Raw genomic sequence first — 22215 nt, 5'->3', positions numbered from 1 at the left:
GCGGGCGTGGCGTTCGCGGTTGGAGGTGATGGGGTTGGCTTCGCAACCGAATCCTACGCCGCATCAGCGCTTTACCCCTCAGGCGCACTCTTACGAATAAGACGGGCTAGTGACGAACCGGAAACGCCCACCAACAAGAAGAACAGCAGCGCATGAACGCAAATTCCTCCCTCGCGCCGTCCGATCCCGAGTTCGACTACATCATCGTCGGCGCCGGCTCTGCCGGCTGCGTGCTCGCCAACAGGCTCTCTGCGAACGGCAAGCACAGCGTGCTGCTGCTCGAGGCGGGACCTAAGGATTCCAACATCTGGATCCACGTGCCGCTCGGCTACGGAAAACTGTTCAAGGAGAAGACCGTCAACTGGATGTACCAGACCGAGCCGGAGCCTGAACTGAAGGGGCGCCAGGTGTTCCAGCCGCGCGGCAAAACGCTGGGCGGATCGAGCTCGATCAACGGCCTGCTTTATGTCCGCGGCCAGCACGAGGATTACGATCGCTGGCGCCAGCACGGCAATGCCGGCTGGGGCTATGACGACGTGCTGCCCTATTTCAAGAAGGCCGAGAACCAGGCGCGCGGCGCCGATCAATATCACGGCAGCGGCGGACCGCTGCCGGTCTCCAACATGGTCGTGACCGATCCGCTGTCGAAGGCTTTCATGGATGCCGCGGTCGAGACCGGTCTGCCCTATAACCCTGACTTCAACGGCGCCACGCAGGAAGGCGTCGGCCTGTTCCAGACCACGACGCGGAACGGCCGCCGTGCCTCGACGGCCGTGGCCTATCTCGGACCCGCGAAGACGCGCAGCAATCTCAAGGTCGAGACGGAGGCGCTCGGCCAGCGCGTGCTGTTCGAGGGCCGCCGCGCGGTCGGCGTCGAATACCGGCAAGGCGCAACCGTGCGTCGCGCCCGCGCGCGCAGGGAGGTCGTGCTGTCGAGCGGTGCCTACAATTCGCCGCAGCTTCTTCAGCTCTCCGGCGTCGGCCCTGCCGAGCTCTTGCGCAAGCACGGCATCGATGTCGTGCTGGACGCGCCGGGCGTCGGCCACGATCTCCAGGACCACATGCAGGTCCGCATCGTGATGCGTTGCTCGCAGAAGATCACGCTCAACGACACCGTCAATCATCCGTTCCGCCGCACGTTGGCCGGTGCGCGCTATGCGCTGTTCCGGAAGGGTTGGCTGACGATCGCGGCCGGCACGGCCGGCGCCTTCTTCAAGACCAGTCCGCGGCTGGCCTCGCCCGACATCCAGGTGCACTTCCTGCCGTTCTCGACCGACAAGATGGGGGAGAAGCTGCATGATTTTTCCGGGTTCACGGCGTCGGTGTGCCAGCTCCGGCCCGAAAGCCGCGGGACCTTGCGCATCCGGAGTGCGGACCCGACCGTGCCGCCGGAGATCCGCATCAACTACATGTCGACCGAGACCGATCGCACCACTAACGTCGAAGGTCTGAAGATCCTGCGCAAGATCCTGAATGCACCGGCGCTGAAGCCGTTCGTGGTCAGCGAGTACGATCCTGGCGCGAAGGTATCCACGGACGCCGAGATTCTGGATTATTGCCGTGAGCGCGGCAGCACCATCTACCATCCGACCTCGACCTGTCGTATGGGCAATGACGCGCTGGCGGTGGTGGACCAGCGGCTGAAGGTGAGGGGGCTCGAAGGCCTTCGCATCGTCGACGGTTCGATCATGCCGGACCTCGTGTCGGGGAATACCAACGCGCCGATCATCATGATCGCCGAAAAGGCCTCCGACATGATATTGGAGGATGCGCGATAAACATTGCGCTGAAAGGACATTCGACTTGGCTACGCGACTGAAGATCGGCACACGCAAGAGCGCGATGGCGCTGGCGCAGACGGAAGAGATTGCGCGCCGCCTGACCGCCGCCATGCCCGATCTCGATGTCGAGATCGTCAAGTTCGACACCACGGGCGATCTCGATCAGACCAGCAAGCTGCTGCCGCATGGCGGCAAGGGCGGCGCCTTCGTGGCGCAGATCCGCGCTGCCGTGCTCTCCGGCGAATTGCAGGCCGCGATGCATTCGCTGAAGGACATGCCCGGCAATGAGGACACGCCCGGCCTCGTCATCGGCGCTACGCTATCGCGCGATCCCCCGAGTGACGCGCTGGTGCTGCGCGATGGGGTGACGCTGGAAGCGCTGCGCCAGTCCCGCGGCAAGGGTTTCAAGATCGGCACCAACGCCGTGCGCCGCGCCGCCTATGCGCGGCGGCTGTTTCCTGATGTCGAAGTGATCCACTTCCGCGGCGCCGCTGACACCCGCGTGCGAAAACTCGACAATGGCGAGAAGCAGAAGTTGCCGGATGGTGGCGCGGTTGGTCCTGCCGATGCGCTGATCATGGCGCGTTCCGGTCTTGACCGCGTCGGCCTCTCGCACCGTATCGCCTATGAATTCTCCGCGGCGGAGATGCTGCCCGCGGCAGGGCAGGGCATCGTCGCGGTGGAATGCGCGGCTCAGGACTGGCAGACGCGGCAGATCCTGGCATCGATCGACGATCCCTCTGCGCGCGCTTCTGCCGATGCCGAGCGCGAGGTGCTGTGGGTGCTCAACGGCCATTGCAATTCGCCGGTGGCGGGTTTTTCGACCATCGCAGGCGATCAGATGTCGCTGACGGCGTCCGTGCTCGATCTCTCCGGCAACACCATCATCGAAGCCTCGCACACGGGCCCCGCCCACCGCCCGCGCGAGCTCGGCCGTGCGGTGGGACTGGATCTGCTGACGAAGGGCGCCGCCGAGATCATCGAGCGCAGCCGGCCGCGCTAGCTGGCCTGTGAAATCGCAATCGGCGGGATGATGCTATCCTGCTCCTGTTTTGCCCGACGTGTCAAACGTTGGCGCAATCTAGTGCGATGACTGCGCATCAGATTTCAGTGCCCTCTAAGTCATTGATCGGGCGTGGTCTCTGTACTGTGCATGGGGTTGTTTTCGCGGTTTTTGTTTCCGCTCCCCTCCGGGACGCAACAAATTAGCCCCGCACGCGCTTCAGCATCTGCTCGACATGGGCGATCGGCGTCTCCGGCTGGATGCCGTGGCCGAGATTGAAGATGAAGCGCCCTTGCGCAAAGTTCGCCAGCACGTTGTCCACTGCGCGGTCGAGCGCCGCGCCGCCCGTGATCAGCACCAGCGGATCGAGATTACCCTGCACGGCGACGCGGCTCTGCACGCGCTCGCGGATGAAGGCCGGCTCGGCAGTCCAGTCGATGCTGACGGCATTGACGCCGGTCGCTTCGACATAACCCGGCAGTTGCGCGCCGGCCCCGCGCGGAAAACCGATGATCTTCGCATTGGGCACCTTTGCGCGCACGCCTTCGACGATGCGCCGGGTCGGCTCGACCGACCAGCGCGCGAACTCGGCCGGCGGCAGCACGCCGGCCCAGGTGTCGAAGATCTGCAACGCATCGGCGCCGGCCGCGAGTTGCGCCAGCAGATATGCGATCGAGTTCTCCACGAGCACGTCGATGATTTTCGCAAACGCCTCCGGATGCCGGTAGGCCATCATCCGCGCCGGCGCCTGGTCGGGCGTGCCTTGGCCGGCGACCATGTAGGTCGCCACCGTCCATGGCGCCCCGCAGAAGCCGATCAGTGCGGTCTTGGGATCGAGCGCAGCGCGCACGATTCTGAGCGCCTCGAACACTGGCTTGAGCTTGCCGAAGTCGGCGTGTGCGGCGAGTGTCGCGACTTTTGCGGGATCATCCAGCGGCTCCAGCCGCGGACCCTCGCCAACCTCGAACCGCACGGAACGGCCGAGCGCATAGGGGATCACCAGGATGTCGGAGAAGATGATCGCTGCATCGAAGCCGAACCTGCGGATCGGCTGCAGTGTCACTTCGGCGGCAAGCTCCGGGTTGAAGCAGAGATCGAGGAAGCCGCCGGCCTTGGCCCGCACCTCTCGATATTCCGGCAGATAGCGCCCGGCCTGCCGCATCATCCACATGGGCGGGGTAGCCTGGCGCTGGCCGGAGAGCACGTCGATGAAGGGCTTTGTCGCAGACTGGGGCACGGACGGTCCTATCAAGATTGAGGTTCCTGATACACTGCCGGGAGCCGGAGCGGAACAGTGGAACCAGCGCAAATGCGCCGCGTTGACCTCCCAATCGAGGAGGACTCCATGGCTGAGACATTCAATCCCGCACCGCACGACAAGCACGCTGATGATCTTGGCAAGACGCTGGCCGCCGATCGCCATACCAGGCTTGAAGCCGGGCTGGAGGACAGTTTCCCTGCGTCCGATCCCGTCAGCGCTGCACAGCCGACACCATCGAAGGCCGATGCGGATGCCGACAGTCCCTCGCTGTGGGACAAGGTTAAGTCGATCTTCAGCTAAGGCCGACGTTCAACGAGCGCCGCGGCGCTCGGTTTCCGATAGGGTCGCTAACGCATTGTTAGCGATCCAGCGACGCTCCAGTCCGTAGGAGTACGGGAAAACCCGCATAACGCTGCGAATGTCGGCAAGCGTTTCAGGGTTCAATAACAGAAGCGGTGGAAGTTCCGGCGATCGGAGACTTCTGCCGCATGACCGTCGCCTCACAAAGAGCCGGATGGAGCCGCCTGCCGTTGCGCGCGGCGGCGTTCGTCGTGCTCACTTGTGCGACCATCCTCGGCGTCAGCGGCTGGCGGGAATGGGCCGCGCGCGATGCCGTGCTCAAGGGCGCCGAGACCGAGATGGCGAATGTTGCGCGCTCGCTGACGCAGCATGCGGAGGACAGCCTCGACCTTCTGGATTCCGGTGTCGTCGGCGTCGTCAGCCGGCTGGAGATGGACGGCGCCGAACCCGCCACGATCGCCAAGCTGCGCACCCTCTTGGAGGCGCGCAAGAAGGCGATGGAGCGCGTGCACAGCCTTGCCATCATCGACGACCAGGGCAATTGGCTGACCTCGCCGGGCACCATCAGCTCGACGCTCAGCGACGACGCGTTCTTCCGTCATCACCAGCTTTCACCGAAGCGCGAGCCCTATGTCGGCCGCCCCGTTAAGAGCCTGCTCGACGGCGAATGGGTGGTCACTTTGTCGCGCCGCTTCAACAAGCTGGACGGCAGCTTTGGCGGTGTCGTGCTCGCGGCCATCAGCTCGAAATATCTTTCACACTTCTATGAGCAATTCGAGATCGGCCGTAACAGCTCCGTTGCGCTGATGTATGCCGACGGCCTGATCATCGCGCGCAACCCCGGCAACGATAAATTCGTCGGCCGCAGCGTCGCTGACACCCCGATGTTCCGCGACGCCAACCTGCAAAAATCGGCCGGCGCCTATCACTTCAAATCGCCGCTGGATGGCGCCGAGCGCGTTAGTTTCTTCAAGCGCTCTGGCCGTTATCCGCTCGTCCTGCTTGCCACGGTCGACAAGGCCGAGCTGCTGGCGCCCTGGCGCGCCGCGGCGATCTCCCGCATGCTCTATGTGCTCGCGCTGGTCGTGCTGATTGCGGTCATCGGCGCGGTGCTGGTGCGGCAGTTGCAGCGGGGCCAGCGCATGGCCGCGGCCCTGGTGGAGAAAGAGGCGCATTTCCGCCTGCTCGCGGAAGGCTCCAGCGACATGGTGACCCGCATCGGGCTCGACGAGCGGCTCCGCTATGTCTCGCCCTCGTCAGTCCGCGTCGTCGGCTGGCGGCCCAATCAGCTGATCGGAACGCCGGCGCTCGCCGGCATCCATGCGGATGATCGGCCGCAGGTCCAGGCGCTCGTCGATGCCATGAAGCGTGGTGAAAAGGACGAGGCGCGCGTCACCTATCGCAACGCGCACCGGCAAAACTCGGAAGTCTGGCTCGAATCGACCATGCGGGTGACGCGCAAGGAAAACGGCAGTGTCGACGGGGTGGTCGCGATCTCGCGCGACATCACCGAGCAGAAGAAGCTGGAGACCAGGCTCGAGACGCTCGCGATCGAGGACAGCCTCACCGGGCTCGCCAACCGCCGCCGCTTCGACGAACGGTTGAAGGAGGAATGGGCGCGCGCCTACCGCGACCGCTCCAGCCTCGCTTTGCTGATGATCGACGTCGACCACTTCAAGGCCTACAACGACGAATACGGCCATCCCGCGGGCGATGCCTGTCTGCGCGTGGTGGCGAAGGTCATCGCGGCCGAGATGCAGCGCGCCGGAGATCTGGCTGCGCGCTACGGTGGCGAGGAATTCGCTATGCTGCTGCCGAACACCGATGCCGCCGGCTGCTCGCGGATCGGCGAGCGGATCCGCCGGGCGATCCGTGAGGCGGGTCTCGTCCACAGCACCAATCACGCGTCGGGTTGCGTCACCGCTTCGCTCGGCGGCGCGGCCTGCCGGCCTGCGCTGGAACGCACCGCCGGCGTGGGCTCGCTCGTTGAGGCCGCCGATCAGGCGCTCTATGCGGCGAAGCAGGGTGGGCGCGACCGCCTGATGATGTCGGTCGAGGTGGCGAGCCTGCTGCCGAAGGCGTCAGGGCTGTAGCTCATCATCCTCAATAATGCGGCGGGGGCTCGTTGGCGGGCCCCGGCGCATTCGTCTCGGCTTCCTGAAGTCGCTCGCCGAGCTCCGCGATCTTCCGCGTCAGCGCGTCGATCTGCTTCCACTGCGCGGTGATCGTCTGGTTGAGCGTCTCGATCGTATCGTCCTGATAGGCGATGCGTGTCTCCAGCGTGTCGATCCGTTCGCCCAGCGCCTTGATGTCACTCGTCACGGTCGTGCCCCAATTCCTGTTCGCGTAGGCCCCGTTCGCGCAAGCCATGACCAAGTGCGACGCGCTCGTCGAATACAAAACATTCACCGCGCCAGCGGCTCTGCGCCTCCGGCACCTCTTCGAGATATTTGAGGATACCGCCCTTGAGGTGATAGACCTCGGCAAAGCCGCGCGCGAGCAGATGCGCGCTCGCCTTCTCGCAGCGGATGCCGCCGGTGCAGAACATCGCGATCCTGCGGTGCTTCGCCGGATCGAGCTGCTTTGCAGTAAAATCCTTGAACTGCCCGAAACTCCTGATGCCAGGATCGACCGCGCCCTCGAACGTGCCCATCGCGACCTCGAAGGCGTTGCGGGTGTCGAGCACCAGCGTGTCGGGTGCTGCGATCAGTGCGTTCCATTCGGCAGCCTCGACATAAGTGCCGACCTGCCGCGTCGGATCCGCGGCCTCGTCGCCGAGCGTGACGATCTCCTTCTTCAGCCGCACCTTGAGCCGGCCGAACGGCATTGCTTCGGCACTCGAGAATTTCAGCTCGAGATTGTTCAGCCGGCCGCCGAACAGGGCGCCGTGGGCTAGCTCTTGGACGAAGGCGTCGATCGCCTCGGGCGCACCCGCAATCGTGCCGTTGATACCTTCCTGGGCGAGCAGCACGCTGCCCTTGAGCGCAAGGCCAGCGCAGAACGCGCGCAACGGCTCGCGCAGCGCGCGGTAATCGGGCAGGGCGGCGAATTGGTAAAAGGCGGCGACCTTGTGGATCATGGCGGCTCGTTTAGCAGGCGGCCGCCGCCCAGAAAACCCGCATGGCTCCGGACGGCAAAAGGTCTATACGCCCAGCGGATGGCAGCTATTTCGCTGGTATGCCAGCATTGCCCCGGCGGGCCGGAATGTGTCATGTAGGCCCGGTTTTTCCGAGCCGGTTTTTCCGAGACTGCGCGCCCTCCGCGTCGACGGCCCAAGAGAGCCCCCCAAGAGAGCCCTGAGAGAGCAGAACTTCGATGAGAAACTTCCATTTCCCCGGCAGGTCCACCGTCCACGCCACCAACGCGATGGTCGCGACCTCGCATCCGCAGGCCTCCCTGGCCGCGATCGAGGTGCTGCGCGAGGGCGGTACGGCGGTGGATGCGGCGGTGGCGGGTTCGGCGCTGCTCGGCGTGATCGAGCCGCAATCGACCGGCATCGGCGGCGATTGCTTTGCGCTGATCCAGCCGCGTGGCGAGGGCAATATCATCGCCTATAACGGCTCCGGCCGGGCCCCGAAGGCGGCGAACGCCGACTGGTATCTCGAGCGCAAGATCAATTCCGTGCCGCTGACCTCGGCGCATGCGGTCTCGATCCCGGGCGTGATCGACGCCTTCGCGACCGTGCTGCGCGATCACGGCAAGTTCGGCTTCGACCGCCTGCTCCAGCCCGCGATCAAGGCCGCGGAAGAAGGCTACGTCGTTGCCCCGCGCATCGCCTTCGACTGGAAGAACCAGTTCGAGAAGCTGAAGGGTGGCACCAACACGGTGCGTTACCTGCTGCCGGGCGGCAAGCCGCCGGTCGCCGGCGACGTCATCCGCCAGGCCGAACTCGGCAAGACGCTGCGCGCGATCGCCAAGGACGGCCGCGATGCCTTCTACAAGGGCGCGATCGCGGAGGACATGGTCGAGACCCTCAGGGGGATCGGCGGCCTGCACACGCTCGACGATTTCGCCGCCCACACCACCGAGACGACGACGCCGATCGGCACCAATTACAAGGGTTACGACGTCTGGCAGTGCCCGCCGAACGGCCCGGGCGTCACCGCGCTCTTGATGCTCAACATCCTGTCGCGGTTCGATCTGACCAAGTACGCGCCACTCAGCATCGAGCGCTTCCATCTCGAAGCCGAAGCCGCGCGCATCGCCTACATGAATCGCGAGATGCATGTCGCCGATCCCGAGCATATGAAGATCGACGTTGCCGAAATGCTCGCGAAGGGCTTTGCCGACGAGTACATCAGCAAGATCCGTATGGACGGCATGCTCGACCTGCCGAACGTCGCGCCGCCGATGAATCCCTCGACCATCTACATCACGGTCGTCGACAAGGACCGCAACGTCTGCTCGTTCATCAACTCGATTGCGCATTCCTTCGGCTCGGCGATCGTCTCGAACAAGACCGGCGTGCTGTTCCAGAACCGCGCCGGCGGCTTCCGCATCCAGCCCGGCCATCCCAATTGCATCGCCGGGGGCAAGCGCCCGCTGCACACGATCATGCCGAGCCTCCTCAGCAAGGGCGGCCGCTCCGTGATGCCGTTCGCGGTGATGGGCGGACAGTACCAGCCGGTCGGCCAGACCCACGTGGTGACCAACATCCTCGACTATGGCTGCGACGTGCAGGAGGCGATCGACATGCCGCGCGGTCTGCACTACGAGGGCCAGTACCAGCTCGAGGACAGCGTGCCTGCCGATATCGTCGAGGGCCTCAAGAAGCTCGGCCACAAGACCACCAGCGTGGTCGGCCCGCTCGGCGGCGCCCAGGCGATCTGGATCGACTGGGACAAGGGCACGCTCACCGGCGGTTCCGATCCGCGCAAGGACGGCTGCGCGCTGGGCTATTAAGCGGGGCCCGAGGGCTGGAAACGATTGCTTCGTTGCGCTAGACACCTTCCGCCTCAAACGGAAGGTCTCTTATGCAGCGTTTCCAGCGCGCACTCCTCGCCATCATGTCGGCACTCGCGATCACCGTGATCGGCAGCGTGTCGACATTCGTTTCCACCACGGCCTCGGCCCAGACCGCAGGAAAACCCATGACCACAGCTTCAGGCTTGCAGACCATTGATAGCGTTGTCGGCACCGGCGCCTCGCCGAAGCCCGGCCAGATCTGCGTGATGCACTACACCGGCTGGCTCTACGAGAACGGCCAGAAGGGCAAGAAATTCGACTCGTCGGTCGACCGTAACGAGCCGTTCGAGTTTCCGATCGGCAAGGGCCGCGTCATCGCCGGTTGGGACGAGGGCGTTGCCACGATGAAGGTCGGCGGCAAGCGCACGCTGATCATCCCGCCGCAGCTCGGCTATGGCGCGCGCGGCGCCGGTGGCGTGATCCCGCCGAACGCGACTTTGATGTTCGACGTGGAATTGCTCGCGGTGAAGTGAGCCTACTTCGTCATGCCCGGGCTTGTCCCGGGCATCCACGTTCTCTCCTTCGTGCAGCCAAGACGTGGATGGCCGGGACAGGCCCGGCCATGACGGATAGAGATCAGCGCAAAACAAAAAGACCAGCCTCGCGGCCGGTCTTTTCGCTTTCAGACTGACGCGCGTCACTCCGCCGCGCGCTTTGCCGCAGCCGCGGCGCGATCGATTGCTTCCTTCGCGGCGTCCTTGGCGTCGCCCATGGCCTGCTGGCCCTTGCCCTTCACTTCCTGGACCACGCCTTCGCCCTTCAGGCGATCGGAACCGGTGGCTTCACCGATGCCCTGCTTGGCCTTGCCGATGGCCTCGTTGGCGGTGCCCTTGATCTTGTCGCTCGTGCTACCCATGAAACTCTCCTTCCAGTTGGCTCGCGAAAACAGCGCCTGCCGACTACGAGAGTTCCGATTTTGGGTATGGCTTGATAGGCCCGCTTTGGTTAGCTTGCCGCGCACGGAACCAACAGAAAGCAAGTCCCATGACCGGCCATGACCACACGCATTCCCACCATGACCACGATCATGACGATCGCTGGAAGCATGACGGCGTGCGCGTCATTCCCGGCAATCAGCTCGATACCAACGTGCCGTCGACGGCCGGCATGGACCGCGCGGCCGCAATCAATTTCGCGCGCGTCGGCGCGCAGAAATTGTGGGCGGGCACGGTCAGCATCAAGCCGGACGCCAAGACCGGTGCGCATCACCACGGCCATCTCGAAAGCGTCATCTACGTGGTGAAGGGCAAGGCGCGGATGCGCTGGGGCGAGAGCCTGCAATTCACCGCGGAGGCCGGCCCCGGCGATTTCATTTTCGTCCCGCCTTACGTGCCGCATCAGGAGATCAACGCCAGCCGGGACGAGGTGCTGGAATGCGTGCTGGTGCGCAGCGACGGCGAGGCGGTCGCGATCAACCTCGACATCGAGCCGGTCGAGAAGCCCGAGACCGTGCTATGGATCGACCCCGTGCACCGGGATCCCAACGAGAAGAAGTAAGGGCCTGAAAGCCTGCTGGTTTTGTGCGACAGAACCACGCAGGCACAGCCTTTAAAAAATATCCGGAAGCGATGTCGGATGACCGCTGGGCCATCCGTCCTTGGGCAGAACCCCGCCCAAGGAGCCTCCGATGCCCAAAATGATCTTCGTCAATCTGCCGGTGACCGACCTCAAGCGCGCGACGGCCTTTTACGAGGCGGTCGGTGCGGTCAGGAACCCGCAATTCAGCGACGAGACGGCGAGCTGCATGGTCTTCTCCGAGACCATCTTCGCCATGCTCCTGACCCACGACAAATTCCGCAAGTTCACGCCGAAGCCGATCGCGGATGCCAAGACCTCGAACCAGGTGCTGCTCTGTCTGTCGGCCGACAGCCGCGACGAGGTCGATGACGTCGTCGGCAAGGCCGAGGCCGCGGGCGGTGTGGCCGATCCAAGCCCGAAGGATGAGTACAGCTTCATGTACGGCCGCAGCTTCGAGGATCCGGACGGTCATATGTGGGGCGTGAACTGGATGGACATGGCAGCCTTCGCCGCGCAGTCCGACATGGCGAACGCCTGACCGAAGCCAACGAACATCGACCATCTGAAGAGGAGCATTCACGATGTCCAAGCTCGTGCCCTGCATGTGGTTCAACGGCGATGCCGAGGAAGCCGCGAAGTTCTACGTGTCGCTCGTTCCGAACTCGGAAATCACGCACGTCCAGCGCAACGTTTCGGACGGCCCGTCCGGCAAGACAGGCTCCGTGCTCGTCGTCGAGTTCACGGTGGCCGGGCAGCTCCTGGTCGCGCTCAACGGCGGCATGAAGGTGGAATATACCCACGCAATCTCGCTGATGATCCATTGCGACGACCAAGCTCAGGTCGACAGCGTCTGGAGCGCGTTCCTTGCTCATGGAGGCAAGGAGCAGCAGTGCGGATGGATCAGCGATCGCTGGGGCGTATCCTGGCAGGTGGTGCCGAAGGTGATGTTCGAATTCCTGTCGAGCCCCGACAAGGCCGCGGCTGCGCGCGCGATGCAAGCCATGATGAAGATGGTGAAGCTGGACGTGGAAGTGCTGCGGCGTGCGTTCGAGGGCAAGTCGGCGGCGTGAGGCGGGAGCGCTCGCCACACGATCGGTGCCGTAGGGTGGGCAAAGGCGCGACAGCGCCGTGCCCACGGTCCGTCTACGGTTGAGAGAGGTGGTGGGCACGCTTCGCTTTGCCCACCCTACGAGACCGTGCGTGCCCGGCTAATAATTGATCCGTAATCCCACGCCGCCATGGATGGTGTTTCCCACCGGCTGCGGGCCCAGCGTGCCGTTGGCGAACAGGTCGACGATCCAGCCCTTCTGCACGCGGAAGCCGAGGCGGCCGCCATATTCGAACCAGCCCTGGTTGCCCATCGTCGGCACCACTAGGCCGTCGCCGGTCACGGTGGCGACGATGCCGCCATGGCTGGCGAAGGACTGCACCCAGCCGCCATTGATGTTGGTCTCGATGTTGCTGCCGAAGAGGTGCGTCCACTGGCCGCCGATCTTGACCAGGCTGGTGCGGTCGGTGCCGGTAGCGATGGTGGCGTCGAACGGATTGAACGCCACGGCGCTGTCCGAATAGCCGGAGACGCGTTGCCAGAGCTGCCAGACTTCGATCGAGGCCGCGAATTCGTCGCGCGGGGACACGCGGCTCATCCAGCCGGCACGGCCATAGACGGCGTAGTTCGACGCGTTGGTCGAGCTCGTGACACTCACCGGCCCGAGGCTGGTGTTGTAGCTGCGGGTGTAGCGCGCCTTCTCCCAGGGCGTCAGGATGGTGCCGACGTCGAAGAACGGGCGCGACGAGCCCCAGTCGTTGAAATCATAGCGCAGAGCGAAGGCGCCGATCGGCGCGCTGGTGATGTTGTAGCCGCCCTCGCTGTATTGCGTGTAGGCGATGCCGGCGAGCAGCGACAGGTTGTTGGTCAGCTCCTTGCGGCCGTGAATACCGGCCGAGAACGAGCCGGCCGAGCCGAATGCGCTGATGCAGTCGCTGCAATTGACCTGCTCGTTGACGCCGAGCAGCACCGTGCCGAGCACCCGGTTGGTGATCATCTGGTTGAAGCGCTGGTTGGCGAGGCCGCCGATCGAATTGCCGCTGGAGTCCGCGCCGGTCGGGCCCGAAGGTGGAGGCGGTGGATACGGGCTCGGCGAGGACGACGGATAGGGGCTTGGCGAAGGGGAGGGGGTCGGCGTGGGTGTCGGCGACGGTGAATAGGTCGGCGACGGAGAGGGCGTCGGCCCACCGCATCCGGACTCGCAAGACGCCTGCGCTGCCGCCGGTCGCGCATTGAACGCGAAGAACGCAAACGCAGCGGTTGCGGTCAGCGCGGCGGCGAGGACGAAGCGCCTGACGTCGAGTTTCGCCATCATCACCGCCCGCACAGCATGCCGTCGTCGTGGACGGCAGGCGTGATGGTCGGCGAGGCGTCCGCATACTGGTTGACCGAGCACAGCCCGGCGCTTGCGGCGCAATTGGCGGCAAAGGTCCAGGGCGGCGTGTTGGTCTTGGTGATGCTGACCTTACCGCCGGTCGAGGTGATGATTGCGGTGTCGCCGGGCTGGGTGAGCTGCACGCACTGGGAGCTCGTCGTGCAGACGCTGGCGGCACCGTCCTGGAGCACGACGACGGAGCGGCCGCGCTGGGAGAGGATGTCGAGCGTGGTGCCGCGCACGCCGATGGTCGCGAGCGGTGTCGTGATCTTGTAGGCGGTCTTTTCCGAATGTCCGGTGACGAAACGGAATGCGCCCGTGGTCATGCGGATCGCGACGTCGCGATAGCTGTGCTCGTCGTTGAAGACGGTGCGGTCGAGCTTCAGCGTGGCGCTCGGGCCCAGCGAGAGGTTGGTGCTGTCGGCCATGACGAAGCGCGCGGCGCTGTCGGTGCCGGTGCGCACGGTCTCGTCGCGCAGCATGCTGTCGCCGACACTGATCGGCGTCGTGGTCGTGGCCACGCGCACCACGTCGTTCTGGATCACGACGGCTTCGCCGACGCGCGTCTGCGCCTGCGCGCAGGGCGCCGCGCAGACGAGTGCCGACAACAGAGTTGGGAAAAGCCAGAAACGCAAATTCATTTCGCAACCGATCGATATGTCCCTGATCGTACCGGATCGCGCGCGCTTCTGATGTGGCGAAATTATCACAAGCGGCGCTGGACGTGCGTTATGCTTAGTGACAGTTGCGGCAGAATGCGTTCAATGAAAAGTGCCGTCTTTGTTTTTCTCCGCGGTGAAGCAGATTTGCCACGTAAAATAGCCCCACAGCAGCAGTTCGAATTGCCCGCGGTTCCGAAGGTGTCGCAGAGCGCAGTGATCGCTGTCGCGATTTTCCTGGTCGCGCATCTCGCGCTGCTGATCGGCCTGACGGCGCCGGAGAAGTTCGTCTTCGATGAAGTGCATTACGTGCCCGCGGCACGGCAGATGCTGGCACCCACGCTATCGCAACCGATGCTCAACCCGATGCATCCGCCGCTGGCCAAGGAGCTGATCGCGGCATCGATCGCAGCCTTCGGCGACAATGCGCTTGGCTGGCGCTATCCGTCGACCTTGTTCGGCGCGCTCGCGATCGTTGCGATCTATCTGTGCGGGCTCGCGCTGTTCTCCGCGCAAGGGTCTGCGATTGCCGCCGCGTCGATCGCAGGCTTCAACCAGATGGTTTACGTGCAGGCGCGCATCGCCATGCTCGACATCTGCGCGCTCGGATTCGGCCTGCTCGCGATTGCCGCCTTCATGCACGGCTTTCGAAGAGAGCGCCCGCATGCTCTGTTCGCGCTCGCGGGCGCGTTGTTTGGCCTCGCCGCGGCTTGCAAATGGAGCGGCCTGTTTCCGCTCGGCATCTGCATCGTTGTGGTTGCGGTGATCCGGCTGATGCAGGGCTGGCGCACGCTGTTCGCCGACGCGAAGCCGAGCGACTGGTATCGGCCCGATCTCTGGCCCGATCTTCGCGTGCAGCATGTCGCGCTCTGCTTCGCCGTGCTGCCGGCGCTGACATATCTTGCCGCTTTCGTGCCGCTCTACGGAGCGTCGCTGCCGGATCTGATCGAGGCGCAGCGCCGGATATTCGCCGACAACACCACGACCGCGATCGCCGGCCATACCTATATGAGCGCGTGGCCATCCTGGCCGCTGCTCGCGCGCCCGGTGTGGTTCCTGTTCGACAAGACCTCGGAGAACAATGTCTCCGCGATCGTCTTCCTCGGCAATCCGCTGGTCGCCTGGCCGGCGCTGCTCGCGCTCGCCGTCGTGCTGCGCGACTTCATCGTCGCGCGCCGCTGGGATGCGTTCCTGATCGCGGCGTTCTATTTCGGCTCGTGGCTTGCCTGGGCTTTGCTGCCGCGCACGCTCGGCTTCCTCTACTATTATCTGCCGGCCGCAACCGTGGCGTCGCTTGCGCTGGTCTATGTGCTGCGACGAGAGGGGCTGCCGCGCTGGCTGCTGTGGGCCTATGTCGGGGTCGCGGCGATCGGCTTTGCGGCGATGCTGCCGATCTCGGCGGCCTTCATCGGCACGTCGATGCAGACGTTCAACCGGTTGATGCTGTTCCAGAGCTGGATATGAAATCGCCGCCTGTCACGATCATGGCAGGCGGCGTGTTTCACGCGGCGATGACTTGAAGCTCACTTGAAACTCACTTGGACAATTTCACTTGGACGCCGTCGTCTTGGCTTCCATGTTGACGACCTGGACGCGGCGGTTGATCGGGTCGGCGCCGTTGGCGGCGTCCTTCAGCTTGGTCTTGCCATAGCCGACGGTGACGAGATCGGTGCCGTTGAGACCATAGTTCTGCATCAGGTACTTCTTGATGGTGTCGGCGCGACGTTCGGAGAGGCCTTGATTGTACTCTTCGCCGCCGATCGCATCGGTGTGGCCGGCGACCACGAAGGTTGAGCCTTTCAGCGACGGATCGGACAGCGCCTTGCCGAGCGCCTGCACCGACGGTACCGAATTCTTGGCGATGTCGGCCGAGTTGTAGTCGAACTGGATCTCCAGATCGATCTTCGGCTTGGTGGCGGCGAGCTCGGCGATCTGCTCGCGCTCGCCCATCGAGAGCGACCGGGTCGAGCGGTTGCGCACCGTGTTCAGGAACGTCGCTTCCTTGGCCTGCGCGGTCGGATCGGCCTGCGGACCGACGGACAAGCCGCGGGTCGCCGGCTTCGGCCTCAGCGCATCCAGAATCTGGTTGGCGGAGACGTTATCGCCGGCGAAAGCCAGGCCCGCCGTCATCGACAGCGCGGCCGTGATTGTAATCGCCTTCAATCCAAAAAACTTATCAAAACGGGTCATTGTCGTATCCTCGCTGTTACGCCTGACGGCGATTTGATGTTGCGAGCGTAGGGAAGGTTCAACAGCCTCGATGTGATGCGGGTCACATTCCAGATGGCCGAAATGACCCGTGCATCCTGGCGCCGGCGCCGATCGGCATCCATGGCATGTCGGGCCGGCGGCGGTGCCCTGCCACCGGGAAGAACCGCTATCTCATTTGGCATCGACAGCGGATTGCTGAACCGGCTGGACTTGCAGCCCGCGCAGGTACAATCTTTCGGCCATTGTTCGTCACCAGCCGTATTGCCAGCTGCGTCAGCAGCCCGAAAAGCGACCGTCGCAGCGACTCTCAGCTCGGTTCGAGCAGCAGAAATCCCCGAGTGATCCAGATCACAGTGCGTCGTTGTGAACTGGATCAGATTGCTCTCATCGGATCGGCTCAGGCCGAACCGAGAGCAGCGAGGAAGTTTGGATCAGGGGAGAATGATCATGCGCTTCTTGATCGCAGCAATTTCAATCGCAGTATTTCTCGTCAGCGGCAACGCGGCCTTCGCGGACAAGCGCGTCGCCTTCGTGGTCGGCAACGCCGCCTACAAGAACGTCCCGCAGCTTCCCAACCCCGCGATCGACTCCAAGGCGATGGCCAGGGTGCTGCGCAACGTCGGCTTCGACGTCGTCGAGGGCGCCAACCTCACTCGCGATGCCATGACTGCAAAGCTGCTGGAGTTCGGCAAGAAGAGCGAAGGCGCCGACGTCGCGGTGTTCTTCTATGCCGGCCACGGGATCGCCGTGAACGGCGTCAACTACCTGTTGCCGGTCGATGCAGACCTGAAATCCGAGATGGACGTCAAGCTGGGCGCGGCGATCAATGTCGACCTCACGCTCGATCAGACCATGTCGGACGCGAAGGTGAAGCTCGTATTCCTGGACGCCTGCCGCGACAATCCGTTCGCAGCAAAGATCCGCTCGGCCAGGGCCACCCGCTCCGTCAACGTCCAGACCGGTCTTGCCGAGATGAAGTCGGGCGAGGGCACGCTGATTGCCTTTGCCACCGGCCCCGGCCAGACCGCGCTCGACGGCGAAGCCGGCACCAACAGCCCGTTCACCCGCGCGCTCGTCGCGAACATTGCCCAGCCCGGGATCGAGATCCAGCAGGCGATGACCAAGGTGCGTGCCCAGGTCAGTGACGAGACCAGCAAGGGGCAATTGCCCTGGGGGCACACCAACCTCACGGGCAACGTCTATCTCAATCCGGTTGGCGTGCCGGCTGCGGCCACGACCGACCCGTCGAACGCATCAGTGTCGGCCGCGAGCAAGCAAGGCTCCGACGTCGAGCTCGAGTTCTGGCGCTCGATCAGGGACTCCAACAAGGTCGAGGAGCTCAACGCCTATCTCACCAGCTATCCCAACGGCACGTTCAAATCGATCGCACTCGCCCGCATCGCGGCGTTGCAGGATGGTCCATCCATCACCACCCGCAACCTCTCGGCCGGGATCGACCCCGCGACCTTTACGGAAGAAGCCAACCAGGTGTCTGAAGACCAGATCGGTCTGGACAAGAACCAGCGCCGCGACGTGCAGCGCCGCCTCACCGGGCTCGGCTTCGACGTCAAGGCGACGGGCAAGTTCGACGATGAGACCCGTTCCGTGATGAGGCGGTGGCAGGCTGCTCGTGGCTATCCTGCGACCGGTTATCTCAACAAGCTCCAGCACAAGGCCCTACTGTCGGAGATTGTCTCGACCCGCGCGGCCTCCTCCGAACAGGCAGACGACGAGCCGGCGCGTCGCCGGTCCTCCGGCGGTGGCGGCCGGCGCCATTACGGCGGCGGCGGTGCCGGTCCGCCAGGCGGCCCCGGCGGTCTGTTCGGCGGTATGATGGGCGGGTTGTTCGGCCGCCGCTGAGCCGGCCGGCAAGCAACAGGCGGCCCGCTTCGGGCCGCCAATTTGTTCCGGAAACCCTTGCTCACCGATCGTCGCAAAGCCGTCGCGTGATGGCCCGCGTGCGAACAAGAATTCGGCCAGTTGGGCGCCTAGCAGGACTCCGCGTCCAATAACCGCCGAGGAAGGGAGCCGAGTTCAGTCCAGTGCCCAGGCCGAGTGATTACCAGTTCTATCGTGGCGGGCCGCAGGATCGGACAGTCTTTCTGAGCTCAATGCCCATCTATGTCGGTGCGGCGATGATCGCGGTGGCGATCCTGCTGTCCACGCTGATCACCGGGCTGAGCAGCCGTTACGTCGGCCTCGACGGTCCGAACGACGAGAACATGTGGCTGGTCGACCGCCTCACCGGCAGCGTCTATCGCTGCCAGGCGGAAGGGCGTGGCAAAGCGTCCTGCGAGCCCGATGTCGCCACAGGCAGCGTCGGGGAGCGATCAAAAGCCGCACGCTAGAACGATGAAATTCCTTCTCTGTGAAGCGCTATCCCGGAAAAATAGATGCTGCGCAGGCCGGCATCACGCCGGCTTCGTTTTCCGGAGGAGAAGCTTGATGAAGATCCTGTTGCTCGTGGCGGCGTTCGCCGCACTTGCCCTGTCTCCCGCGTCGGCCGCCAAGATGTCATGCACCAGCGCGAACATGGCCAAGCTCGTTGTCGGGTTGGGCGGTGAAGACACGCCGGGCAAGATCGCGGCGCGCAAGTCGATGGCCTCGGCCAATTCCGACATGAGCAAAGGCAACATGCGCGGCGCCTGCACGCACTACGTGAACGCCGAGAAGGCGATGGCGATGAAGTAACCTCGCGCCAATCTGGCGTGACCGGGCCGCGCTGGCAGCAGATGGCAGCGCGGCTTTTTCTTCTCTTCAGCCTCCCTTTTTCCTGGCGCGAATCCGGCTACATTGCCTCCTGCAATGTCACGCGCGCCCAAACCCTTTCCGATCCCCACGACACAGGCCCGGCAGATCTGGCTGCATGCCCAGCGGCTGGACGAGCGCGCGCCGTTCGGAGAGGGCGCGCACGCGGTGGCGGATACGATCGCCCATCTCGGTTATGTGCAGATCGACACCATCAATGTGATCGAGCGCAGCCACCACCACATCCTGTTCAGCCGCATTCCGTCCTACCGGCGTGCCGATCTGCGCCAGGCCCAGAGCGTCGACCGGAGCGTGTTCGAATACTGGACCCATGCGCTGTCCTATGTGCCGGCGAACGATTTTCGCTTCTTTCTGCCGGCAATGCGCGAGCACCGGCGCGAGGGACACAAATGGTACGCCTCGGTCACGCCGGCCGATACGCGCAAGGTGATGCGGCTCCTGCGCGCCGGTCCGCTGACGATCCGCGATATCGAGGACGACGTGCTCACCGAGAAGGAGCATCTCTGGCAGAGCCGAAAACCCTCGAAGCGGGCTTTGCAGCTCGCCTTCTACACCGGCGTCGCGACCGTCAGCGCGCGCCAGGGCATGCTCAAGACCTACGAGCTGATGACGCGGCACTTCGGCTGGGACAAGCTGCCGAGGCCGGCGTCGGCAAGGGACATCACGGCCTATCTGCTCGACCGCGCGCTGCGGTCGCAGGGCGTGGTCAGTCTGGATTCGATCTGCCACCTCGATGCGCCGAGCAAGAAGGCGATCGCACAGCTGATCGCCTCGCGCGTCCGTCGCGGCGAGCTCGTGCCCGTTGCGATCGAGGGCGCCGGCAAGCAGGAGCATTGGGTCGTGCCTGCGGCGCTGGAGCCGGGTGAGGGCGCCGCGCCCGATCTCGTTCACATCCTCTCGCCGTTCGATCCCCTGATCATCCAGCGCAAGCGCACCAATCTGTTCTTCGGCTACAACCATCTGTTCGAAGCCTATGTGCCGAAGGCCAAGCGCAAGCTCGGCTATTTCGCGTTGCCCGTGCTGGTGGGCGACGAGATCGTCGCGGCGCTTGACCTCAAGACCGACCGTCAGGCGAAGAAGCTGTTGATGCAGAAATGGACCTGGGTCGGGCAGGGAAAGAAGACGGCGGGGCGCAAGGAGCTGAAGCGCGTGATCGAGGAGGAGCTCGATCGCTTCGAGCGGTTTCAGCTCGCGGAGTGAGGGCCGCTCGCCGTGGCGCCGGTCTCGTAGGGTGGGCAAAGCGACTTGTCCGCCGTAGCTCGAAGAGCGAAGGCGGAAGCGTACCCACCATCGTGGTCCGCGAAGGAGAATGGTGGGCACGGCGCTAACGCGCCTTTGCTCACCTTACAAGACCATCAATCCACGCGCCGAACGCAATCCCGACCGCATAGGCCACCAGATTCCACAGCGAGAAGATCCGTCCTAACAGCAGCGCGCCCGCGGTGGTGAGCCGAAACGCATCGAGCCAGGGCGCATGCACCAGACGGGAGAACTCGACGGCGATCGCGATCGCCACGGCGATGGCTGCAAGTCGGCTCCGCGACATCCCCGGCAGCAACACTCCGACCAGCAAAAACACCATCGTCGCCCACAGCAGCGAGCCGCCATATTTCACGACGAAGGCGGGAAGCCCGAGTAGAAGGCCGTACCAGCGCAAGGACAGCCCGCAGGCGATCACGACCAGCGCAAGGGCGGCGCGGATCAATGATTTCTGTCGCAGCGCAACGGTGTTGACCGGTTGCGCCCCGTGCATTGCTTGCTCCATTGACTCTTTCGCGGCGATGCTGAAAACCCCGGATCAGCCCATAAAAGCAACAACCCCGGGGGGAAAGCCATGAGCCAGACCACGACCTATGCCGGTTCCGCCGGCTCAGCCGAGTCGGAAATCGAGACCTCGACGATTCGCGCCATCTCCTGGCGCCTGATTCCGTTCCTGGTGCTGGCCTACTTCTTCTCCTATCTCGACCGCGTCAATCTCGGCTTCGCCGCGCTGACCATGAACGCGGAGCTGAAGTTCACGCCGCTGATCTTCTCCTGGGGCGCCGGCATCTTCTTCATCGGCTATTTCATTTTCGAGGTGCCGAGCAATCTGGCGCTGGAAAAGTTCGGCGCGAGCCGCTGGATCGCCCGCATCATGGTGACCTGGGGCATCATCTCGGCGCTGATGGCGCTGGTCAGCGGGGTGACGAGCTTCTACGTGCTGCGCTTCCTGCTCGGCGTCGCCGAGGCCGGCTTCTTTCCCGGCATCATCCTCTATCTCACCTACTGGTACCCGGCCGAGTATCGCGCCCGCTTCCTCGCCGCCTTCGCCATCGCCGTCCCGGTCTCCACCGTGATCGGCGCGCCGGTCTCGGGCCTGCTGCTCGGGCTCGACGGCGCGATGGGGCTGAAGGGCTGGCAGTGGCTGTTCATCATCGAAGGCATCCCCTCGGTGCTGCTGGGCATCGTCACCTGGTTCTATCTCACCGACAAGCCGGAGAAGGCGGACTGGCTCTCGGCCGATCAGAAGGCCTGGCTCAAGTCCAGGCTCGATTCGGAAATCGCGGCCAAGCAGGCGGTGAAGCATCTGTCGCTCGGCGAGGCGCTGTCGTCGCCGAAGGTGATCATGCTGAGCCTGGTCTATTTCGGCTTCGTCGGCGCGCTCTATGGCATGCAGTTCTGGCTGCCGCAGATCGTCAAGGCGTTCGGCCTCACCAACGCGCAGACCGGCTTCGTCACCGCGATCCCGTATCTGTTCGGCACCGTCGCCATGATCCTGTGGGCACGGCATTCCGATGCGACGCGCGAGCGCGTGATGCATGTCGGTGCGCCGCTGCTGCTCACCGCCGTCGCGCTTGGCGTCTCCTCCTACCTCACCGATCCCACCATGACGATGGTGGTGCTCACTGTTGCTGCGATCGGCGTGTTCTGCTGCTTCGGCGTGTTCTGGACCCTGCCGACCGCCTGGCTCTCCGGCACGGCGGCGGCCGGCGCCATCGCGCTGATCAACTCGATCGGCAACCTCGCTGGCTTCGGCGGTCCGTACCTGATCGGCTGGGTCAAGGAAGCCACCGGCCAGACCTCGACCGGCTTGCTGGTGCTGGCCGTCCTGCCCCTGATCGCCGGCATCCTAGTGTTTGTCGGCGGCCACGAGAGCAAGCACGAGTTCGCCGGGCAGGGACGGTAGGCCGCCCGCACCGCTGCGTAGCCCGGATGAGCGATCCGGGCTATCGCCCTTCCGGCGAAGTCCGCCGAAGTCCGCAATAGTACGGAAGCCTCTGTAAAATAAGTGGTTTTTGGCTTCCTGCCATTCCCCACCTTTCCTCATAAGGCTATTATGTGCGCC

General features: G+C 64.3%; 24 protein-coding genes. 15 read left to right on the top strand and 9 right to left on the bottom strand.

All coding sequences use genetic code 11. The features are described from left to right. Positions 1-152 precede the first annotated feature (152 nt). Together QJT78_RS27610 and hemC are read left to right on the top strand one after the other, a co-directional pair. Positions 153-1778: a choline dehydrogenase gene (locus QJT78_RS27610; protein WP_028148575.1), complete on the top strand. Its 1626-nt coding sequence runs from the start codon at positions 153-155 to the stop codon at positions 1776-1778. Between the two features lie 25 nt (positions 1779-1803). Next, positions 1804-2784, top strand: coding sequence for a hydroxymethylbilane synthase (hemC, locus tag QJT78_RS27605; protein ID WP_038943108.1), 981 nt, complete (start codon positions 1804-1806; stop codon positions 2782-2784). A 202-nt stretch (positions 2785-2986) separates the two neighbouring features. Here the strand turns inward: hemC and hemE are convergent, their stop codons facing one another. Beyond that, positions 2987-4021 (bottom strand): uroporphyrinogen decarboxylase, encoded by a 1035-nt coding sequence (gene hemE, locus QJT78_RS27600; protein WP_028148577.1) that lies wholly within the window; start codon positions 4019-4021, stop codon positions 2987-2989. A gap of 108 nt (positions 4022-4129) precedes the next feature. Here hemE and QJT78_RS27595 point away from each other — a divergent pair, with 108 nt between their 5' ends. Together QJT78_RS27595 and QJT78_RS27590 are read left to right on the top strand one after the other, a co-directional pair. Next, entirely contained in the window at positions 4130-4345 is a 216-nt protein-coding gene (locus QJT78_RS27595) for a hypothetical protein (protein ID WP_028148578.1), read from the top strand. A gap of 188 nt (positions 4346-4533) precedes the next feature. Further along, complete coding sequence (locus QJT78_RS27590) at positions 4534-6438, top strand: diguanylate cyclase (protein WP_028148579.1); 1905 nt, start codon at positions 4534-4536, stop codon at positions 6436-6438. Between the two features lie 10 nt (positions 6439-6448). Here QJT78_RS27590 and QJT78_RS27585 read toward each other — a convergent pair whose 3' ends face one another. Together QJT78_RS27585 and QJT78_RS27580 are read right to left on the bottom strand one after the other, a co-directional pair. Beyond that, entirely contained in the window at positions 6449-6667 is a 219-nt protein-coding gene (locus tag QJT78_RS27585) for a SlyX family protein (RefSeq protein WP_028148580.1), read from the bottom strand. Then, entirely contained in the window at positions 6657-7424 is a 768-nt protein-coding gene (locus QJT78_RS27580; protein ID WP_080586563.1) for a rhodanese-related sulfurtransferase, read from the bottom strand. Before QJT78_RS27580 ends, QJT78_RS27585 begins: the two co-directional genes overlap by 11 nt. Positions 7425-7660: 236 nt before the next feature. On the opposite strand from QJT78_RS27580, the gene ggt reads away from it, so the two are divergent. Further along, a complete protein-coding gene (gene ggt, locus QJT78_RS27575; RefSeq protein WP_028148581.1) occupies positions 7661-9247 on the top strand; it encodes a gamma-glutamyltransferase in 1587 nt (528 codons plus the stop codon). Between the two features lie 37 nt (positions 9248-9284). Here the strand turns inward: ggt and QJT78_RS27570 are convergent, their stop codons facing one another. Further along, positions 9285-9437 carry a hypothetical protein gene (locus tag QJT78_RS27570; protein ID WP_224517873.1) on the bottom strand — a complete coding sequence of 51 codons (153 nt, stop codon included), beginning with the start codon at positions 9435-9437 and terminating at the stop codon, positions 9285-9287. Between QJT78_RS27570 and QJT78_RS27565 the strand changes: the two genes are divergently transcribed. Then, entirely contained in the window at positions 9373-9783 is a 411-nt protein-coding gene (locus tag QJT78_RS27565; RefSeq protein ID WP_234678579.1) for an FKBP-type peptidyl-prolyl cis-trans isomerase, read from the top strand. The genes QJT78_RS27570 and QJT78_RS27565 overlap by 65 nt on opposite strands. A 164-nt stretch (positions 9784-9947) precedes the next feature. On the opposite strand, the gene QJT78_RS27560 is transcribed toward QJT78_RS27565, so the two are convergent. Further along, positions 9948-10166, bottom strand: coding sequence for a CsbD family protein (locus QJT78_RS27560; protein WP_028148583.1), 219 nt, complete (start codon positions 10164-10166; stop codon positions 9948-9950). Positions 10167-10294: 128 nt separating this feature from the next. Here QJT78_RS27560 and QJT78_RS27555 point away from each other — a divergent pair, with 128 nt between their 5' ends. From QJT78_RS27555 to QJT78_RS27545, 3 genes are all read left to right on the top strand, one after another. Next, positions 10295-10807: a cupin domain-containing protein gene (locus tag QJT78_RS27555; protein WP_028148584.1), complete on the top strand. Its 513-nt coding sequence runs from the start codon at positions 10295-10297 to the stop codon at positions 10805-10807. 130 nt (positions 10808-10937) lie between these two features. Then, the gene (locus QJT78_RS27550; RefSeq protein WP_014497472.1) at positions 10938-11366 is read left to right on the top strand and encodes a VOC family protein; all 429 of its coding nucleotides are present in this window, start codon (positions 10938-10940) and stop codon (positions 11364-11366) included. 43 nt (positions 11367-11409) lie between these two features. After that, entirely contained in the window at positions 11410-11898 is a 489-nt protein-coding gene (locus QJT78_RS27545; RefSeq protein WP_028148585.1) for a VOC family protein, read from the top strand. 138 nt (positions 11899-12036) lie between these two features. Here the strand turns inward: QJT78_RS27545 and QJT78_RS27540 are convergent, their stop codons facing one another. Beyond that, entirely contained in the window at positions 12037-13188 is a 1152-nt protein-coding gene (locus QJT78_RS27540) for a hypothetical protein (protein WP_028148586.1), read from the bottom strand. 2 nt (positions 13189-13190) lie between these two features. Next, positions 13191-13892 (bottom strand): FecR family protein, encoded by a 702-nt coding sequence (locus QJT78_RS27535; RefSeq protein WP_028148587.1) that lies wholly within the window; start codon positions 13890-13892, stop codon positions 13191-13193. 51 nt (positions 13893-13943) lie between these two features. Between QJT78_RS27535 and QJT78_RS27530 the strand changes: the two genes are divergently transcribed. Beyond that, positions 13944-15374, top strand: a complete 1431-nt coding sequence (locus QJT78_RS27530; RefSeq protein ID WP_085965541.1) for a glycosyltransferase family 39 protein — start codon at positions 13944-13946, stop codon at positions 15372-15374. Between the two features lie 84 nt (positions 15375-15458). Here QJT78_RS27530 and QJT78_RS27525 read toward each other — a convergent pair whose 3' ends face one another. After that, positions 15459-16100 carry an OmpA family protein gene (locus QJT78_RS27525; protein ID WP_028148589.1) on the bottom strand — a complete coding sequence of 214 codons (642 nt, stop codon included), beginning with the start codon at positions 16098-16100 and terminating at the stop codon, positions 15459-15461. 468 nt (positions 16101-16568) lie between these two features. Between QJT78_RS27525 and QJT78_RS27520 the strand changes: the two genes are divergently transcribed. The 4 genes from QJT78_RS27520 (at position 16569) to QJT78_RS27505 (ending at position 20090) form a co-directional block, all read left to right on the top strand. Continuing rightward, the gene (locus tag QJT78_RS27520) at positions 16569-17981 is read left to right on the top strand and encodes a caspase family protein (RefSeq protein WP_028148590.1); all 1413 of its coding nucleotides are present in this window, start codon (positions 16569-16571) and stop codon (positions 17979-17981) included. 251 nt (positions 17982-18232) lie between these two features. After that, the gene (locus QJT78_RS27515; RefSeq protein ID WP_014497465.1) at positions 18233-18469 is read left to right on the top strand and encodes a hypothetical protein; all 237 of its coding nucleotides are present in this window, start codon (positions 18233-18235) and stop codon (positions 18467-18469) included. Positions 18470-18566: 97 nt separating this feature from the next. Continuing rightward, positions 18567-18812: a hypothetical protein gene (locus QJT78_RS27510; RefSeq protein WP_028148591.1), complete on the top strand. Its 246-nt coding sequence runs from the start codon at positions 18567-18569 to the stop codon at positions 18810-18812. 114 nt (positions 18813-18926) lie between these two features. Continuing rightward, complete coding sequence (locus QJT78_RS27505; RefSeq protein ID WP_038943111.1) at positions 18927-20090, top strand: crosslink repair DNA glycosylase YcaQ family protein; 1164 nt, start codon at positions 18927-18929, stop codon at positions 20088-20090. Positions 20091-20229: 139 nt separating this feature from the next. Here the strand turns inward: QJT78_RS27505 and QJT78_RS27500 are convergent, their stop codons facing one another. Beyond that, positions 20230-20643 carry a DUF2809 domain-containing protein gene (locus QJT78_RS27500; RefSeq protein ID WP_038943112.1) on the bottom strand — a complete coding sequence of 138 codons (414 nt, stop codon included), beginning with the start codon at positions 20641-20643 and terminating at the stop codon, positions 20230-20232. 81 nt (positions 20644-20724) lie between these two features. Here QJT78_RS27500 and QJT78_RS27495 point away from each other — a divergent pair, with 81 nt between their 5' ends. Next, positions 20725-22056, top strand: coding sequence for an MFS transporter (locus QJT78_RS27495; RefSeq protein WP_038943114.1), 1332 nt, complete (start codon positions 20725-20727; stop codon positions 22054-22056). The last annotated feature ends 159 nt before the right edge of the window (positions 22057-22215 follow it).

This window comes from Bradyrhizobium sp. Mp27, from assembly GCF_029953005.1.
Classification (GTDB): domain Bacteria; phylum Pseudomonadota; class Alphaproteobacteria; order Rhizobiales; family Xanthobacteraceae; genus Bradyrhizobium; species Bradyrhizobium barranii.
This window is presented reverse-complemented; position numbering and strand designations above follow the sequence as displayed.